Here is a 17,607-nt window from a genome sequence, read left to right on the forward strand (position 1 = left end):
TGGTCAGGCCGTTGTCCAGCTTGGTCGAGCCCTTCACGTACACTTCGGTGTCGGTGTCCATGCCCAGGCCCGAGCTGTCGTTCCGCCCGCCGTCATCGAACGTGCCGATGCCACCGAAGTACTGTTCCATCTTGCCGCCCAGGGACAAGGCAATCTTGTCGGCGGCGAAAGCGCTCCCGCTCAACAGCGAAACCGCGACAAGGGTCGTCGTCCCAGCCAGAAACTTTTTCATTGTGAACTTCCCTTTTTCGATTCTTGTCTTTGTGTAGGATCGGGGCGGCAGGTGGTGCGGCTCCAGTCCCAGGCCTCGGCCCGAGTTAGCCATCAACCCCGCCCCGGGTCAATCGAGGTGGCGGGCAAAGCGTGTCATTCCGCAAACAGTGTTGCATTGGAAGCACAATCGCCGCCAACCCCTTGGAAACGGCTCCGGGTCGGCTCCTGACGCTTCCTTAAGGATCGCTTGCCAAGAAGGCGCGCGGGGGTGTAAATCCTCACTTCCCGCCGCCGGACTCCCGGCGGCGCGGTCGGCGCTGGCACCCCTGGAGGCCAGGCCACCGACTCTATCCCGTTTTCCTTAGTTGGAGCATGATTTCCATGACCGAACTCGAAACCCTCGCCGTCGAGGGTCGCGACCGGGCCGGTAAGGGGGCAGCCCGCGCCACGCGTAGACAGGGCCTGATTCCGGGCGTGATCTATGGTGGGCGGCAGTCTCCCGCGCTGGTGGCCATCGACCCCCGCGTCGTGCTGTCCGAGATGAAGCGTCCCGGCTTCTCCACGCGCATGTTCGCGATCACCGTTGCCGGCGAGGCCGCGGGCCGCGTGATGATTCACGATGTGCAGCTGCATCCGGTTTCGGACATGCCGATTCACGTCGATTTCCTGCGCATCGACGCCGACAGCGCGGTGACGGTGTCGGTGCCCGTGCACTTCATCAACGAGGACCGCGCCCCGGGCCTGAAGCGCGGCGGCGTGCTCAACGTCGTGCGCCACGAAGTGGAAGTGGTGGGCCGTCCCGACAGCCTGCCGCCGTTCCTGGAAGTGGACCTGACCGGGCTGGAGATCAGCGACTCCGTCCACATCAGCGCCGTGGCCGTTCCGGAAGGCGTGCGCCCGACCATCACCGACCGCGATTTCACCTTGTGCTCGATCGCGGCGCCGTCGGTCATGAAGACCACCGCCGAGGACGAAACGCCCGAAGCCACCTCCTGACCGGATCCTTGAGCGCGCCGGGAGCCTTTTCGGGGGCGCCCCGCGCGTTTCAAGGGACGATCTCCGGGAGCCACTCCCCGGAGCCCCGCCCCCCCAGGTCCCCTTTGTCCAGGATCCTGGCCGGATGGCGGGCCCCGGGGCTCCCGGCCTTCCTTCCAGGAGTCCCCTTGCCATGAAGCTGATCGTCGGACTGGGCAACCCGGGACCACGCTACGCCGGCAACCGCCACAATATCGGATTCATGGCCATCGAGGCCCTGGCCCGACGCCAGGGGCTGGGCCCGTTCCGCCGCAAGTTCCAAGGCCAGATCGCCGAGGGCACCGTGGGCGGCGAGCGCGTCTTGCTGCTGTGCCCCGACACCTTCATGAACCGCTCGGGCCAGGCGGTGGGCGAGGCCGCGCGTTTTCACAAAATCGACCTCGCCGACATCATCGTGGTGCACGACGACCTGGATCTTGCCCCCGGCAAGGTCAAGATCAAGCAGGGCGGCGGCCATGGGGGCCATAATGGCCTGCGCGACATCGACGCCCATCTGGGGCCCGACTACTGGCGGGTTCGCCTGGGAATCGGACATCCCGGCGACAAGAACCGGGTCACGGGGTATGTCCTCGATGACTTCTCGAAGGCGGATCAGGCCTGGCTCGGGCCGTTGCTCGATGCCGTGGCCGACACCCTCCCCCTGGTGGTGCAAGGCCGCCCCTCCGACGCCATGAGCAAGATCGCCGCCGCTCTCGCGCCTCCCCGCCCGCATCACCCCCGGCCCGAACCCGAAAAGCCCACGGAGTCTTCCCCGGCGGGCGCTTCTCCCTCCCCTTCGCCCGCCTCCGGACCGGATGCAGGCCCCGTCGGAGCGCCCGCGCAAACCGATCTGGCCGCCGCCCTGGCGCGGGCCCTCGCTCTCAAGACCCGGAAAGGGACCGGCTGACCCATGGGATTCCAATGTGGTATCGTGGGCCTGCCCAATGTGGGCAAGTCCACCTTGTTCAACGCGCTGACCTCCACCGCCGCCGCGCAGGCGGCCAACTTCCCGTTTTGCACCATCGAGCCCAACGTGGGCCGCGTCGCCGTGCCCGACCCGCGCCTGGACCGCCTGGCGCAGGCGGGCAAAAGTGCTTCGATCGTGCCCACCCAGCTGGAGTTCGTCGATATCGCCGGCCTGGTGCGGGGCGCCTCGCGCGGGGAAGGCCTGGGCAACCAGTTCCTGGCCAACATCCGCGAGGTGGACGCCATCGTCCACGTGCTGCGCTGCTTCGAAAACGACGACATCACCCACGTGGATGGCTCGGTCGATCCCCTGCGCGACGCCGAGACCGTTGAAACCGAGCTGATGCTGGCCGACCTCGACAGCCTGGAACGGCGCGCGGTCACCCTGGGCAAGAAGGCCAAGGGCGGCGACGCCGAATCGAAGGCCTTCCTCGCGGTGATCGAGCCCGCCCTGGAAGCGCTGCGCGCCGGCCGCCCGGCCCGGGTGGCCACGCCCGCCGATCCCGAGGCGCGGCGCCTGTTTCGCCAGTTGCAGCTTCTCACCTCGAAGCCGGTGCTTTACGCCTGCAATGTCGAGGAAAGCGTGGCGGCCAGCGGCAACGCGTTGTCGGAGAAGGTCGCGGCCAAGGCCGCCGGGGAAGGCGCGGTTTCGGTGGTGATCAGCGCCGCCATCGAGGCCGAGGTGGCGCAGCTGGACGACCCGGGCGAAAAGGCCGAGTTCCTGGCCAGCCTCGACCTGTCCGAAACCGGGCTGACCCGGATCATCCGCGCCGGCTACAACCTGCTTGACCTTCTGACCTTCTTCACCTGCGGTCCCAAGGAGGCCCGCGCCTGGACCGTGAACCGGGGCGCGCGCGCGCCGCAGGCGGCCGGGGTGATCCATTCCGATTTCGAGCGCGGCTTCATCCGCGCCGAGACCATCGCCTACGAGGACTACGTCGCCTTCGGGGGCGAGGCCGGGGCCCGCGAGGCCGGCCGGCTGCGTTCGGAAGGCAAGGAATACGTGGTGCAGGACGGCGACGTCATGCTGTTCCGTTTCAATGTCTGATAGGGGCCCGTCGATGAGCAAGAACAACATCAAGAAGGTGGTGCTGGCCTATTCCGGCGGCCTTGACACCTCGATCATCCTGCGCTGGCTGCGCGACGCCTACGAGTGCGAGGTGGTGACCTTCACCGCCGACATCGGCCAGGGCGAGGAACTGGAGCCCGCGCGCGAAAAGGCTCGCCTGATGGGGATCAAGGAGATCTACATCGACGACCTGCGCGAGGAGTTCGTGCGCGACTTCGTGTTCCCCATGTTCCGCGCCAACACGCTGTACGAGGGAACGTACCTGCTGGGCACCTCGATCGCCCGGCCGCTGATCGCCAAGCGCCTGATCGAAATCGCCAACGAAACCGGGGCCGACGCCATCGCCCACGGCGCCACCGGCAAGGGCAACGACCAGGTCCGCTTCGAGCTGACCGCCTACGCCCTCAAGCCCGATATCAAGGTGATCGCGCCCTGGCGCGAATGGGACCTGAACAGCCGCCAGAAGCTGATCGAATACGCCCTGGCGCACCAGATCCCCGTGCCCAAGGACAAGCACGGCGAGGCGCCCTATTCGATGGACGCCAACCTGCTGCACATTTCCTACGAGGGCAAGGCGCTGGAAGATCCCTGGACCGCGCCCATGGAGGACATGTTCCGCCTGACCGTCAGCCCCGAGTCGGCTCCCGACACCCCGGAAATCGTGGAAATCGACTTCGAGGCCGGCAACGCGGTGGCCATCAACGGCGAGCGCCTGAGCCCCGCCACCTTGCTCACCCGCCTCAACACCCTGGGCGGACGCCACGGGATCGGGCGCCTGGACCTGGTGGAAAACCGCTTCGTGGGCATGAAGAGCCGGGGCGTGTACGAAACCCCGGGCGGCACCATCCTTCTTCATGCGCACCGCGCCGTGGAAAGCCTGACCCTGGACCGCGAGGCCCAGGCCCTGCGCGACGATCTGATGCCGCGCTACGCCCGCCTGATCTACAACGGCTTCTGGTTCTCGCCCGAGCGCGAGATGCTGCAAGCCGCCATCGACAAGTCCCAGGAGAACGTGACCGGCACCGTCCGGCTCAAGCTCTACAAGGGCAACGTGATCACCACGGGCCGCAAGGCGCCGCGCAGCCTGTACCGCATGGACTACGTCACCTTCGAGGAAGACGCCGTGTACAACCAGAAGGACGCGGAAGGCTTCATCAAGCTCAATGCCCTGCGCCTGCGCCTGGGGGCCATGGCTCGCGGCGCCTGATGAGCGTTTTCGGCTCCTCCCCCCCCTTCCGGATGCCCCCGGCCCCCTCTTCCCGGGGCCGGCGGGGGAAACCGGGGAGGAGGAGTCTGCTTGCCCTGCTGGGGGTGGTGAGCGCGAGCGGGCTGGGGGCGTGCGAGCGCGCCCCGGCCTGGCCCGAGGACTGGACCCCCAGCCAGGCCTGGCTTCAGGGCCCGCCCGAGCCCATGCAGGTCATTGATGCCTCGCTCAGCCGGCTTCTGGTCGCGGTGCCGCCGGAACGCGATCGGGGCCTGCGCTACCTCGCCCAGCCCGGCCGTGCCGTGTTCGTGCAGAAGCTGGACGATGGCGCCATTCTCTACGCCCGCTATGCCGGCGCCGCCTGCCTGCCTCCCACGACCCCGCCCGACGAGCTGACCCGCCGATTGTACCAAGATGCCCTGGCCCGGCGGGTGGGCGTTCCCGTGGCGGCCGTGCGCCCGGGCCGGCTTGATCTGCCGTTTGGTCCCGCCTGGACCGAGGAGGCCAGCGGCCCGCTGGGAGCCTGCATTGCCTTCCTGGCTCCCTTGCGCGTGGGAAAGGCCGCCCCGGCGGGCACGTCCGATGCCCTGGTGCGCGGGGCGTGGTGCCAGCCAGGCCCCACCCCGCCCCGGGCCGAGCTGACCCACCTTCTGCGCTCGCTGGTTTTGCGCGAATAGGGGGCCCTTCGCGGCCTCAAGGGCGCGGGCGCGCCTTGCGCCACACTCTTGCCCCGATTATGGTCAGGGCGCCTTTTTTCCCGTGACCTCAACCGGAACCCGCCCTCATGGAAATCATTCTCTTCATCCTGCTGGCCGTGGGCCAGCTTCTTTCGGTCGTGATTATCACCTACATCTGGACCCTGATCGCCGCCGCCGTCGTCAGCTGGCTGGTGGCGCTGAACGTCCTCAAGACCAGCAACCCTTACGTCGAGTCGTTCAACCGGTTCCTGATCCTGATCACCGAGCCGGTGTTGCGCCCCGTGCGCCGGATCATGCCCAACCTGGGCCCCATTGATCTGTCGCCGATGGTGGTCATCCTGGTTCTGGTGGTGATCGAAAGCATTCTGCGTTCGCTGATGATGGTGGGCTAAGGCTCATGGTTTCCGTTCCTCCCGCCTCGCCCCCCGTGGCTGCCGGCCCGTGGACGGTGCGGGAGGACGGCCTTTACCTGGCCGTGCGCGTCACCCCCAAGGCCCGGCGGGCCGGTGTCGCCGGCCTCGCCGCCGACGCCGAGGGCGGCTTGGTGTTGAAGGTGGGCGTGAGCGCGGCACCCGAGGACGGCAAGGCCAACGCCGCCCTGGTCGAACTGCTGGCGCGAACCTGGAAGCTGCCGCGCCGGCAGGTGCGCGTGGCCCAGGGCCAGACCGACCGGCGCAAGGTCGTCCACGTCGCCGGATCCCCCGACGCCCTGCTCGCCGACCTGCAACCGTGGACCGACGCCCTCCCCCGCCTGTAGGGTCTCGAAGCCCGCGCGTCCGCCCGGGCATGGCCACGGTGCTGGTGGCGTTCCTGCTGGTCCTGGCCGGCGGCCTGCTGGTTCTGGCCCGGCTCGAACCGGGTGCCCCCGACCGCCTCGCCCGCCTGCGCGACACCCACGCCCGCCTGCGCGAGGCCGAACAGGCCCTGGTCGCCTTTGCCATGCGCACCGGCCGCCTGCCCCGCCCGGCCACGCCTCCCGACACCGACGAAGGAAGCGCAAGCGACGGCCCGGTTCTGGTCGGTGCCTTGCCCGTGACCCCGCTGGGCCTGCCCCCCCGGGCCGGGCAAGACGCCTGGGGCCGGTTGCTGACCTACGCCGTGTCGGCCACCATGACCCGCCCCGACGCCTGGACGCACGAAGCCCTGGGGAGCTTGCGCGTGAGCGGCGGCCTGGTTGGGGAACAAGAGGGGCAGGACTGGGCCCTGATCAGCCACGGGCCCAACGGTGCCGGCGCCTTCCTGCCCGGCGGCCAGCGCCTCCCCCTCCCCACCAACGCCCCCGAGCGCGACAACCTGGGCCGCGCCCCCGATCCCGACCCCGCCTTGTTTCGCGCCGAGCCCTGGGACCTCGATCCCACCGACCCCACCGGCCCCGGCACCGGCTTCGACGACGTGGTCCGCGTCGGCGCCCTGCCCCGCTGAAGGCCGGCCCGCGTTCCCCCCACGCGAGCCCCCGTCAAAGGTGCTTAATTCCCCTTGATCGGGTTATAATCACCTTCCCATGATCCTGGCTGACGCTTGGTGTCCCCAGGGAATCGATCCCCCCGGATCTCATGCGCGACATCCTTACTCAGCCGACGAATACCGGAGCGGACCACAAAAATGACTGAGAACGACACAAACAGCCGCCAGGAAGAGCCCGCGCGCAACGTGAATGGCACGCAATTTGAGATCGTATTGGATGGAAAAATAGATCATTATTACTCTAATATTTACTCGACAACCTATACAATAGGAACATTTGATACATCAATTGAAATTCTTTTTTCTCGCTCTAACTTCATTGAATTTTACGCGAAAAGCCAGATCCCCACCCCGGAAGGCCCCATTCCCGCGAAGGGGCAAGTCATTGTCAAAATGCCCGCGGACGCGGCCCTGGGACTGGCCCGGAACCTTCTGAACGTCATCCGGCAGTTTCCAAGGGAATTCCAGGACGCTCTCGGTTTCCCGGACAACGGCGGCAACGAGGGGACAAAATAATGTCGGCGGCTTCCCCTGCCCTGGGTGGAAACGTGATCCAGTTGCCCTGGCAAATTCAAGCGGGAGGAACAGGCAGCGGCGGAGTGCCCTCGTCTTCGGCCCCATCGGAATCCCCGCCCCTTGACGGAGGAGGAGGGGGTCCCCACGATCCTGGCATGGGAAAGCGGGTCGCAAAACTTGAGCAGACCACGGGCGAGATCAAGGACATCCTGGTGCGCCTGGAACCCGCCTTGACTCAAATCGGCAAGGACGTGACCGACCTCAAGTCCGAAGTGGCCGTCTTGCGAACCGACCTTGCGGAAACCAAAGCCGACGTCGCCGGCCTTCACAAGGAAATGACAAGCGTCGATAAGGATCTTTCGACCATTAATGGGAAAATCTCCCAATTTCCAAGCCTATGGGGACTGTTTTTTGGAATGGCCGCGTTTTTCATCGCAGCATCCGCGATCATTTTCACAGTAGCCACAATCAAATGACCACGGGACGGTTTTCCTGTTTTTTCTCCCTCGCCTTGAGGCCCCTAACGCACAAGCCCACTAACGCGGGGTATAGGCAATCTGGATGTCGTAGGCCTGCATCACGCGCTCGGGCACCAGGGCCAGGCCCATGCTCAGTTGGGTGAGGGTCATGGCGTCGTCGCGAGCGCGGGCGGAAATCGAAAGGTCGCCCGGCTGGCGGGCGAAGCCTTCCAGGGCGGTCCCCAGGCGGGTGCCCACGTCGCGCCCCAGGTACTGGCGCAAGGACTCGGCCACCTTGTCGTGCAGCAGCGCGACCAGCTCGGCCCGGGTCATGTCCCCCTGTTTCAAAAGGAAGTCCAGATAGGCGGACGAAGCGCCGCCGCTGGTGGCCTCGAACGCCCCCCCCGCCAGCCGGGCCGATTCCAGCAGGCGCTCGGGGCGCACCATGGCATCGAGCAGCATGGACAGACTGATGCCCGCGACTTCCAGCGAGCCGGAAACCTGCCCGAGGGGCCCGCCCTCGGCGGCCAGGGGGCCCAGACGCAAGGTTCCATTCCGGTCGTCGAGGTCATGACGCCAGTGCAGGGAAACGCGCAAGGGATCGATCCCCTGCCGGGCCAGGAACGCCCGATGCTCCTGGTCGAGAAGGTCGGCCGGCACGCTCAACCCTTCCACCGCCAGGGCCGCGCGGATGGGGGTGCCGCGATCGCTCACCAGATCGGACAGGGCAACGCGGTCGAGAGCCAGCGCGCGGCCCTTGGCGCGCACCGAGACCCCTTCCACCGAAGCCGCCTCGACCCCCAGGGTATCGAAGGTCGGGCGATCACCGATCATCAGATGCCCCTGGGTGCGGCGCAGCCAGTCGGCGGCCCGGGGCAGGTCGATGCCCGAAAGCCGGGCCCGCTCGAAGCGCCCTTCCTGGTCGGGGGCCTTGCCCCGCCCTCCTGCCAGGGTGAGGGCTCCAACCCGACCGGCTTTCACGCCCTCGATCCCCAGCCGGTCAAGGGCGAACGCCGCCTGACGCGACGGCCAGTCCACGACCAGGCCCTCGACCTCGACCGGGCCCAGGGAAAAGGCGGCCAGCCGGGCCGGATCGGGGGGAGCCTCCAGGCTCGCCCCCTTCAAGACCCGAACCAGGTCGGCGACCTGATGGGGATCGATGGCCTCGACCCTGGCCTTGCCCACGTGCCCGTACAAGGCGCCGCCGGGATCGCCCCCGGGGCCTGTCCCTTCGGCGCCTGCCCCCCCCGGACCTTGTCGCCCGGAACTCGGGCCTCCCGAAGGGACGCCGGCGCGGGCAAGGGCGCCGTCGCGCACTTCCAGATCCACGGTTTTCAGGCCGCCGGCGCCAAAGGTTGGATTAGCCACGGCCACGGTGCCCAAGGTGGCCTCGATCTGACGGGCGTCATCGACGACCTTCACCCCCGACAGCGTGGCCGACAAGGTGGCGGGCGTGACGCGCAGGTCTTCGTAGGTGAACGTGGTTCCCGGCGGCAACGAGCGCTGGAGCCCGGCGATCACGTCGGCGGCCTTGCGCTCGGCCACCGACTGGGCGCCCTGGTAGGCCAGCCCGCCCGCCACCGCCAGCACGATCAGGACGCTTCCCCCCACCAAGATCGCGCGGTTCCTCGTCATGGCGTTTTTTCTCCCTCGTCGTCCCTGGTGGGGCGCATGAATGCCGGGCGGAGGATCCAGGGCCTCTGGCGCTGAGTCAAGGCAGGCCATCACGGCAACCGGAGGACGCGGCGTCTTCCCTCGACCGTTGAAGCGAATTTGACCTGACGGTCGGTTCTGGCGCAGTGTAACGCCTTTCTTGATAGGCCAAATCATGATGCTTACGGATCCCTCCGACGACACGCCGGCGCCTTTGCTCCCCACCCTTCACGGGACGGCCCTGGAGCGGGCCGGTCAGGCCGTCTTGTTGCGGGGGCCCTCGGGCAGTGGAAAATCCGATCTGGCCTTGCGGCTGCTGGCCCACGGGTTTCACCTGATCGCCGACGACCGGGTGGTGGTGGCCGAGCATGCCGGCCACGCCGTGGCCAGCGCCCCCCCGGCGCTCAGCGGCCTTCTGGAAGTGCGGGGCCTGGGAATCGTCAGCGTCACGGCCGTGGCCGGGCCCATTCCCGTGGCGCTGGTCGTGGACCTGGTGCCGGGCGGACCGCTGGAGCGTTTGCCCGATCCCGCCTCCACCGCCCTGGCCGGGGTCTCGGTGCCCCTGGTTCGCCTTGACCCGATGGAGACCTCGGCGCCGTTGAAGGTGGCCCTTGCCCTGACCCTGGCCCGGGGCGATAGTCGCTCCGGTCATTGATTTCCTCGCCCGCCGGGGCCGCCGGTGTCCGGACCCCGCAGGAATGCCCGGTCCTTCCGTCAGGGGCCACGGGGGCGTCAGCCGGCCCGGCGTCCCGGATTGCCAGACAGGATCCGCCCATGGTCTTGCCCCAGCCCTCCCCCCCCACCGTCCCGCCCCGCCGGGTGGTGGTGGTTACCGGCATGTCGGGGGCGGGACGCTCCAGCGTGCTGCGCGCCCTGGAGGACATGGGCTACGAAACCATCGACAATCTTCCCTTGCATCTCGTCGATGCCCTGATCACCGGCGCCCCCCGCCCGACCCGCCCGCTCGCGCTGGGCATCGACAGCCGGACCCGGGGCTTCGACGTGGCCACCGTGCTGGCCGCCCTCGACCGCCTGGAGGCCAACCCGGCGTGCGACACCCGGCTGGTGTTCGTCGATTGCGACGACGATGTCCTGGTGCAGCGCTACACCGAAACCCGGCGCCGCCACCCGCTGGCCGTCGATCGCCCCCTGCCCGACGGCATCGCCCTGGAACGGCGCCTGATCGGCCCCTTGCAGACCCGTGCCTTTCGCCGCCTCGACACCACCCACACGGTGCCCGGCCGCCTCAAGGCGCTTTTGGAAGGCGAGTTCTCCTTGGATCCCCAGGCCGACATGGCGGTGTTCGTGACCTCGTTCGGGTTTCGCCATGGCCTGCCGCGCGAGGCGGATCTTGTGTTCGACGTGCGATTCCTCGACAACCCCCACTACGATCCGGCCTTGCGCCGGCTGAGCGGACTGGACGCGGCGGTGGGCGCCCACGTCGAGGCGGATCCGGACTGGCCCGCCTTTTTTGATCACATGACTTCCCTTTTGGGATTATTGCTGCCACGTTACAGCCGCGAAGGGAAAAGCTACCTCACCATCGCCATCGGATGCACCGGAGGACGCCACAGGTCGGTTTACACGGTCGAGTGTTTGGCGGCATGGTTGATGAAAATAGGGATTCGGGTCCACGCGGGGCATCGCGATCTCGACCGGTAGACCTATCTAATTCTCATGCTCCATGGCACGGGTCGCGCATGGCCGGCCCTGCCGCGAGGAGTTGTTTGACACTGGGGTTTGGGGATCGATCTCATGATCGGGCTGGTACTTGTCACCCATGGGCGCCTGGCGGAAGAACTGATCGCCGCCACCGAACACGTGATGGGCAAGCAGGAACGCATCGAAGCCATTTGCATCGGTCCAGAGGATGACATGGAACAAAGGCGCCAGGACATCCTGGCGGCCATTGCCCGAGTGGACCAGGACCAGGGCGTGATCTTGCTCACCGACATGTTCGGGGGCACGCCGTCGAACCTGGCCATTTCGGTGATGGAGCGGGCCCGGATCGAGGTCATTGCCGGGGTCAACCTGCCGATGCTGATCCGTCTGGTCACGATCCGCGACACCATGGGTCTGGAGCCCGCCGCGACCAGTGCCCAGGAAGCGGGTCGAAAATACATCAACGTTGCCTCGCGCCTGCTGGCCCAGGAGCCCTGAACCGGCTTCCCGTGCGCCGTTCCTTTCCTTTGCGTTTCGAACGCACGACGACAAAAATCCTGGGGTGGGTCTTGGTTCCTGGATCACGCGCGATCCGCTCGCCCTTTTGCGTTTCCTGGCGCCCCGTCCTGGCCTTCCGGGATCCCGGGCCATGGAATCGCGTGGGAACCACCTTGTGTTCAGGTGTCGCCCCTTTTCCTGGCCTGGGGTCTGGTGGGACGTCGGCCTGGTTTCCCCGGGTGACCGGCCTTTTCTTGCCTTGTCGGCGCCGGCCGCCGTCTTCCCCGTCCTTGCATGGAGCCGTTGTCTTCCCATGAGCGCCCTGTCCCCTGCCGCCGCCCCGTGCCTCTCCGAAGCCCAGCCGTCCACACCCGTGTCTGGTGACTCCAACGGCCCGGACGCTGGCAGCGTTGCGCGACGCGATGTCGAAATCATCAACCGAAGGGGCCTGCATGCCCGGGCCGCCGCCAAGTTCGTGAAAACCGCCGAGGTCTTCCAAGCCGAGATTTCGGTCAGCCATCGCGGCCAGAGTGTCAGCGGGCGCTCGATCATGGGGCTCATGATGCTGGCCGCCGGCCCGGGCTCGACCATCGCGCTGGAGGCCTCGGGGCCCGAGGCCGCGCCCGCCCTGGAGGCCCTGGCCGCCCTGGTCGCGGACCGGTTCCATGAAACCGACTGACGGTCTTCCCGCCTCGCCTCGCTGCCTGCGACTGACCGGCCTCGGGGTCGGTCCCGGGGTCGGGATGGGACGGGTTCACGTCCACGAGGCGGGAGCGGTCAGCGTTCCCGAATACCGCATTCCCGCCGGCCGGGTGGAATCGGAACGCGAGCGCCTGGCCGACGCGGCCGAGCGCGGGTCGCGCCAGATCGCCACCTTGCGCACCAAGGCGCGCGGCCTGCCGGGCGCCGCCGGCGAGGAACTGGACTATCTGCTGGACGCCCACCAGCAGATGCTGAAGGATTCGCGGCTGATCAAGGGCGTGATCGAGCGCATCGGCACCGAGCGCCTGAACGCCGAGGCGGCGGTGCGCCGGGAAATGGATTCCCTGGCCGATGCCTTCGCCTCGATGCAAGACCCCTACCTGGCGGCCCGGGCCGATGATATCCGGGATATTGGCTGGCGCCTGATCCGGCTGTTGACCGGAACCACCGGCCGGCCGCTGTCGCCGCTGCCCCGCAACACGGTGCTGATCGCCCACGACCTGAGCCCCGCCGATACCGCCTTGCTCACGCCCCGCGACGTGGCCGGCCTGGTCCTGGCCAGCGGGGGATCGGATTCGCACACCGCGATCATGGCCCGGTCCCTGGGGCTGCCGGCGGTGCTGGCGGTTCCCGACGTGCTGCGCCACGCCCGGTCGGGTGATCTGGTCTGCGTGGATGGCGGCGACGGGCTGGTGGTGATCGATCCCGACGCCCAGACCCTGGCCGAATTCCGCGCCCGCCGCGCCGAGTTCCTGCGCACCCGGCGCAACCTGGGCCGTCTGCGCGACCTGCCGGCCGAAACCCTTGATGGCGCCCGCGTCACCGTGATGGCCAACGTCGAGCTGGCCGGCGAGCTGGACACCGTGCACCAGTGCGGGGCCGAGGGCATCGGGCTGTTGCGCACCGAGTTCATGTTCATGAACCGCCCCACCTTGCCCAGCGAAGACGAGCAGTACGCCTTCTTGCGCGCCATCGTGGAAGGCATGCGCGGCCGGCCGGTGACCATCCGCACCCTTGACGTGGGCGGCGACAAGCTGTCGGAAGCGCTGGAGCTGGGCGAATCGCCCAACCCGGCCCTGGGCCTGCGCGCCATCCGCCTGTCGCTCAGCCGCCCGGCCCTGCTTGAAGCCCAGTTGGCCGCCATCTTGCGCGCCGGCCTGCACGGCCCCGTGCGTCTGCTGCTGCCCATGATCGGCTCGATCGAGGAACTGCGCCAGGTCCATGTGATCCGCGACCGGGTGGTCAAGCGCCTGCGGGCCGCCAGCGTTCCCCTTCCCGACCCCCTGCCGCCCCTGGGCGTCATGATCGAAATCCCTGGCGCCGCCCTGTCGGCCGACACCTTGGCCCGGCATTGCGACTTCTTCGCCATCGGCACCAACGACCTGATTCAGTACACCCTGGCCATCGATCGCAGCGATCCGGCGGTGGCGCCCCTGTACAACCCCCTGCACCCGGCCGTGCTGCGATTGATCCAGTTCACGGTGGGCGCGGCGGCGCGCGCGGGTATCCCGATATCCGTGTGCGGCGAAATGGCGGGCGATCCCCGCCTGGCCGGCGTGCTGCTGGGCCTGGGGGTCACCAGCCTGTCGATGTCGGCCAACAACATTCCCCGGGTCAAGCAGAACATCCGGCGCCTGTCGCTGGCCGATGCCGAGGCCCGCACCGCCGCCTTGATGGCGCTGGACGATGCCCAGGCCATCGCCGCCCTGGCCGATCACCTGCTGGTCAACCGGGAACGAACCGCCGAAAAATAACTTGATAAGGATATAAAGATATCTTTATATGGATCCAGGCGTCCTCTCGACGCTTGGGGAGCGTGTGAACGCGCGCGCGGCATCCGGCCCCCTGGCCCGCCTTCTTCACCGAAGACGGCGTTGTCTCCCCTGCAAGCGACCACCCGGAGCGAAGTAATGAGCATCACCGAAAGCAAGATCGCCGATCCGTCCCTGGCCGAGTGGGGCCGCAAGGAAATCGACATCGCGGAAAGCGAAATGCCGGGCCTGATGGCGACCCGGGCCGAGTTCGGAGCCTCGCAGCCGCTCAAGGGGGCGCGCATCGCCGGGTCCTTGCACATGACGATCCAGACGGCGGTGCTGATCGAAACCCTGAAGGCCCTGGGCGCCGATGTGCGTTGGGCGTCGTGCAACATCTACTCGACCCAGGACCACGCGGCCGCCGCCATCGCCGCCGCCGGCACGCCGGTGTTCGCGCGCAAGGGCGAGACCCTGACCGAGTACTGGGACTACACCCACAAGATCTTTGAATGGGCCGACGGCGGCACCCCCAACATGATCCTGGACGATGGCGGCGACGCCACGCTGCTGATCACCCTGGGCGCGCGCGCCGAAAAGGACCCCTCGCTGCTGGACAACCCGGACAGCGAGGAAGCCGAATGCCTGTTCGCCGCCATCAAGGCACGCCTGGCGTCGCAGCCCGGCTGGTACTCGCGCGTGCTGGCCAACATCCGGGGCGTGACCGAGGAAACCACCACCGGCGTGCACCGCCTCTATGAAATGGAACGGGCCGGCGCCCTGCCCTTCCCGGCCATCAACGTCAATGACTCGGTGACCAAGTCGAAGTTCGACAACAAGTATGGCTGCCGCGAATCGCTGGTCGACGGCATTCGCCGCGCCACCGACGTGATGATGGCGGGCAAGGTCGCGGTGGTCGCGGGCTTCGGCGACGTGGGCAAGGGCTCGGCCGATTCGCTGCGCAATGCCGGCTGTCGCGTGCTGGTGACCGAAATCGACCCCATTTGCGCGCTGCAAGCGGCGATGGAAGGCTTCGAGGTGGTGACCATGGAAGAGGCCGCCCCGCGCGGCGACATCTTCGTGACCTCGACCGGCAACGTGGACGTGATCACCATCGACCACATGCGCGCGATGAAGGACCGCGCCATCGTGTGCAACATCGGCCACTTCGATAACGAGATCCAGGTGGCGGCGCTGCGCAACCTGAGCTGGAGCACGATCAAGCCGCAGGTGGACGAGATCACCTTCCCCGACGGCCACCGGATCATCCTGCTGGCCGAGGGCCGGCTGGTGAACCTGGGCTGCGCCACCGGCCACCCCAGCTTCGTGATGAGCGCCTCGTTCACCAACCAGACCCTGGCCCAGATCGAGCTGTTCGCCAACAACGCCGACGGCAAGTACGAAAACAAGGTGTACGTGCTGCCCAAGCACCTGGACGAAAAGGTGGCCTCGCTCCACCTGGCCAAGCTGGGCGTTCACCTGTCCACCCTGTCCGAGCGTCAGGCCGCCTACATCGGCGTGGACACCAAGGGCCCCTTCAAGCCCGAAACCTACCGCTACTAATTCCACGCACGCGCCTTTCCACTAAAAGGCCGCGACGCGAAGGACCTTGAGAAATCCACCCCCACGGAAGGCGGGGGTGGATTTTTTCATGGACAACACCCTCCAAGCGTGGACCCTCTCGCCAGGACCGGGGCGCTTTCCTTGTTCACCCAGCGCCCCCACCCGTCGCGAAAGGGCCCCCCATGCGAACCAGCCCCCACCGGGAAGAACCGTGCGCCGCCGTGGCCATCCCCGCGAGCCTGGCGGCGGATGTCGAGGGGTATGACTGGGCGCGTGATGGGGTGGGAGAATCGGGGGGCGCCGTTTACCGGCTGCACGGCAAGCCGGGCCATCCCGACTTGTTCTTGAAGCAGGGGGAAGGGACCTGCGCCACCGACGTGACCGACGAAATGGTGCGGCTGATGTGGCTTGCGGCGTTCCTGCCCGTGCCGGCCGTCCGGGGCTTCGTGCGCACGCCCGATGCCGCCTGGCTTTTGATGACGGCGATCCCGGGCCTCACCGCCTGGCAGGCCCTGGAAGCCTTTCCGGCCGAGCGCCCTGCCATTGTTGATGCCCTCGCCGATTTCCTGCGCCGGTTCCATGCGATCCCGGTTTCCGACTGCCCCTTCACCAGCAACCACGCCTGCCGGCTGGCCCAGGCGCGCCGGCGCCTTGACGCGGGCCTTGTTGACGTTGAGGATTTCGACGAGGAGCGGCAAGGCTGGAACGCCGAACAGGTCTGGGACGCCATGACCGCCCTTCTGCCCCTTGCCCCCGACTCCGTGGTCACGCACGGTGATTTTTCGCTCGACAATCTTTTGTGGCACAACGGCACAATCACGGGCTGCATCGATGTCGGACGGGCCGGTGTCGCCGATCGCTACCAGGACCTGGCCATCCTCTGGAATTGCCTTTGCGACTTCGAGGCCGCGTTGCAAAAGCGCCTGTTCCACCGCTACGCAACCGCCGCCCCCGACTGGCGCAAGCTGAACTTCCACCTCATGCTCGATGAGTTTTTCTAAACACGATGGCACGGTGGGGACGTCGTCCCCACGCCCCTGACCGGGGATGCGGCGCGTCCCCGGCCCCCTGCCGTTCACGGGGAAAAGTTTGCTGATTCCCTGTTGTGGAATGCGCGCGGGAAGCGCATACCGTTTTCACCCCTTTCGGTGGGAAAGGAAACGGCATGGCGACGCTCGATCCCGTTGGAAACGCCCCGGAGGCAAGCCCCGCAATCGAGGCGGAGCCGCCGGCCCTTCCCCCCCCGCCTCCCGGGGTCTTTGCCGTGCTGGAGGGCGGCGGCGCCAAGGGAATTTGCCATATCGGGGCCGCCAAGGCCCTGGAAGAGGCCGGCTACCGGCTGGAAGGGGTGGCGGGAACCTCGGCCGGGGCCCTGATCGGGGCGTTGCTGGCCGCCGGCTACACGCCCGACGAGCTCCTGGATCCCGCCCGGCCCGACGACAACATCCTGGCCCGCCATCACCTGACCCCCCTCAAGCTGCTGGGCGAAGGGGGGTGGAAGCGCTTCACCCTTTTGCGGCGCTTTCCAACGTGGGTCCTGGCCAGCGCCCTGATTCCGGGCCTCATCGTGCTGGCGCCCTTTTATGCCCGCCAGGGCCAGGCGGTGGGCAAGATCGTGTCGCGCCTTGGCCTGCTGAAAACGGTTTATATCCGCACCCAGGTCAACGCCTTCCTGCGCGCCAAGCTGCACGAACACTATCTGGTGCTGGGGCGCAGGGACCCGGTGCCGGAAACGGTGCTGTTCCGCCACCTTGATCCCGCCGTCGTGCCCGATTGCGCGCTGCTCAAGATCATCGTGACCGATGTCCGCGGGCGGCGGCTGGCCTTGTTCGGCACCACCCAGACCCCCGACGTCGCGGTGGCGGAAGCGGTCGCGGCCTCGATCGCCATTCCGCTGTTTTTCCGCCCGGCCCGCATCCACCCCCAGGCCGGTCCCGGCCCGCTCGCCGACGACGAGCCGCCCCCGGCGGAGGCCGACACCCTGTTCGTTGATGGCGGCCTGGTTTCCAACCTGCCGGTGTGGGCGTTCGCCGAGGAACGCCAGGCCCTGTTGCGCCGGCCCGATGCCGGCCCCCTGCCCACCATCGCCTTTTCGCTCGAAGACCGCCGGCCGGCCCCGCCGCCGCCGGCTCGCCCGCCGTTCTCGCTGGTCTTGCGGGCGTGGCGGGCGCTGGGG

At 67.7% G+C, this 17,607-nt stretch carries 19 protein-coding genes and 1 pseudogene; 18 read left to right on the forward strand and 2 right to left on the reverse strand.

Features of this window, described 5'->3' with window-relative positions; genetic code table 11:
- A pseudogene (locus tag ROR02_RS12805) lies at positions 1-232 on the reverse strand (porin); the annotation flags it as partial.
- Positions 233-594: 362 nt separating this feature from the next.
- Here ROR02_RS12805 and ROR02_RS12810 point away from each other — a divergent pair.
- The 10 genes from ROR02_RS12810 to ROR02_RS12855 all read left to right on the forward strand — a co-directional run bounded on the left by ROR02_RS12810 (position 595) and on the right by ROR02_RS12855 (position 7,620).
- Positions 595-1,209, forward strand: coding sequence for a 50S ribosomal protein L25/general stress protein Ctc (locus ROR02_RS12810; protein ID WP_147164432.1), 615 nt, complete (start codon positions 595-597; stop codon positions 1,207-1,209).
- A gap of 172 nt (positions 1,210-1,381) precedes the next feature.
- Complete coding sequence (gene pth, locus ROR02_RS12815) at positions 1,382-2,134, forward strand: aminoacyl-tRNA hydrolase (protein ID WP_147164434.1); 753 nt, start codon at positions 1,382-1,384, stop codon at positions 2,132-2,134.
- 3 nt (positions 2,135-2,137) lie between these two features.
- Positions 2,138-3,241 carry a redox-regulated ATPase YchF gene (gene ychF / locus ROR02_RS12820; protein ID WP_147164435.1) on the forward strand — a complete coding sequence of 368 codons (1,104 nt, stop codon included), beginning with the start codon at positions 2,138-2,140 and terminating at the stop codon, positions 3,239-3,241.
- 13 nt (positions 3,242-3,254) lie between these two features.
- On the forward strand, positions 3,255-4,469 hold the full coding sequence (locus ROR02_RS12825; protein ID WP_170245107.1) for an argininosuccinate synthase: 1,215 nt from the start codon (positions 3,255-3,257) through the stop codon (positions 4,467-4,469).
- A gap of 107 nt (positions 4,470-4,576) precedes the next feature.
- Positions 4,577-5,143: a hypothetical protein gene (locus ROR02_RS12830; RefSeq protein ID WP_246135538.1), complete on the forward strand. Its 567-nt coding sequence runs from the start codon at positions 4,577-4,579 to the stop codon at positions 5,141-5,143.
- A 107-nt stretch (positions 5,144-5,250) separates the two neighbouring features.
- Positions 5,251-5,556, forward strand: a complete 306-nt coding sequence (locus tag ROR02_RS12835; RefSeq protein ID WP_147164438.1) for a YggT family protein — start codon at positions 5,251-5,253, stop codon at positions 5,554-5,556.
- A gap of 5 nt (positions 5,557-5,561) precedes the next feature.
- The gene (locus ROR02_RS12840; protein WP_147164440.1) at positions 5,562-5,921 is read left to right on the forward strand and encodes a DUF167 domain-containing protein; all 360 of its coding nucleotides are present in this window, start codon (positions 5,562-5,564) and stop codon (positions 5,919-5,921) included.
- 29 nt (positions 5,922-5,950) lie between these two features.
- Positions 5,951-6,586, forward strand: a complete 636-nt coding sequence (locus tag ROR02_RS12845; protein ID WP_147164442.1) for a hypothetical protein — start codon at positions 5,951-5,953, stop codon at positions 6,584-6,586.
- 180 nt (positions 6,587-6,766) lie between these two features.
- Positions 6,767-7,144, forward strand: a complete 378-nt coding sequence (locus ROR02_RS12850) for a hypothetical protein (RefSeq protein WP_147164444.1) — start codon at positions 6,767-6,769, stop codon at positions 7,142-7,144.
- Positions 7,145-7,299: 155 nt separating this feature from the next.
- Positions 7,300-7,620, forward strand: coding sequence for a hypothetical protein (locus tag ROR02_RS12855; RefSeq protein ID WP_147164446.1), 321 nt, complete (start codon positions 7,300-7,302; stop codon positions 7,618-7,620).
- A 60-nt stretch (positions 7,621-7,680) separates the two neighbouring features.
- Here the strand turns inward: ROR02_RS12855 and ROR02_RS16655 are convergent, their stop codons facing one another.
- A complete protein-coding gene (locus tag ROR02_RS16655) occupies positions 7,681-9,237 on the reverse strand; it encodes a hypothetical protein (RefSeq protein WP_170245108.1) in 1,557 nt (518 codons plus the stop codon).
- Positions 9,238-9,430: 193 nt separating this feature from the next.
- Between ROR02_RS16655 and ROR02_RS12865 the strand changes: the two genes are divergently transcribed.
- The 8 genes from ROR02_RS12865 to ROR02_RS12900 form a co-directional block, all read left to right on the forward strand.
- Positions 9,431-9,910 (forward strand): HPr kinase/phosphorylase, encoded by a 480-nt coding sequence (locus ROR02_RS12865; protein WP_170245109.1) that lies wholly within the window; start codon positions 9,431-9,433, stop codon positions 9,908-9,910.
- A gap of 119 nt (positions 9,911-10,029) precedes the next feature.
- Positions 10,030-10,917, forward strand: coding sequence for an RNase adapter RapZ (rapZ, locus tag ROR02_RS12870; protein WP_147164447.1), 888 nt, complete (start codon positions 10,030-10,032; stop codon positions 10,915-10,917).
- A gap of 93 nt (positions 10,918-11,010) precedes the next feature.
- Complete coding sequence (locus ROR02_RS12875; protein WP_147164449.1) at positions 11,011-11,415, forward strand: PTS sugar transporter subunit IIA; 405 nt, start codon at positions 11,011-11,013, stop codon at positions 11,413-11,415.
- 313 nt (positions 11,416-11,728) lie between these two features.
- Complete coding sequence (locus ROR02_RS12880) at positions 11,729-12,094, forward strand: HPr family phosphocarrier protein (protein WP_147164450.1); 366 nt, start codon at positions 11,729-11,731, stop codon at positions 12,092-12,094.
- Entirely contained in the window at positions 12,081-13,871 is a 1,791-nt protein-coding gene (ptsP, locus tag ROR02_RS12885; protein ID WP_147164451.1) for a phosphoenolpyruvate--protein phosphotransferase, read from the forward strand. The genes ROR02_RS12880 and ptsP overlap by 14 nt, the downstream gene beginning before the upstream one ends.
- Positions 13,872-14,027: 156 nt before the next feature.
- Positions 14,028-15,431, forward strand: a complete 1,404-nt coding sequence (gene ahcY / locus ROR02_RS12890; RefSeq protein WP_147164452.1) for an adenosylhomocysteinase — start codon at positions 14,028-14,030, stop codon at positions 15,429-15,431.
- A gap of 182 nt (positions 15,432-15,613) precedes the next feature.
- On the forward strand, positions 15,614-16,432 hold the full coding sequence (locus tag ROR02_RS12895; RefSeq protein WP_147164453.1) for an APH(3')-I family aminoglycoside O-phosphotransferase: 819 nt from the start codon (positions 15,614-15,616) through the stop codon (positions 16,430-16,432).
- 164 nt (positions 16,433-16,596) lie between these two features.
- Positions 16,597-17,607 (forward strand): patatin-like phospholipase family protein (locus tag ROR02_RS12900; protein ID WP_174823028.1); only part of this gene is annotated, 1,011 nt, incomplete at its 3' end.

The organism is Pararhodospirillum oryzae, from assembly GCF_007992075.1.
GTDB lineage: Bacteria > Pseudomonadota > Alphaproteobacteria > Rhodospirillales > Rhodospirillaceae > Pararhodospirillum > Pararhodospirillum oryzae.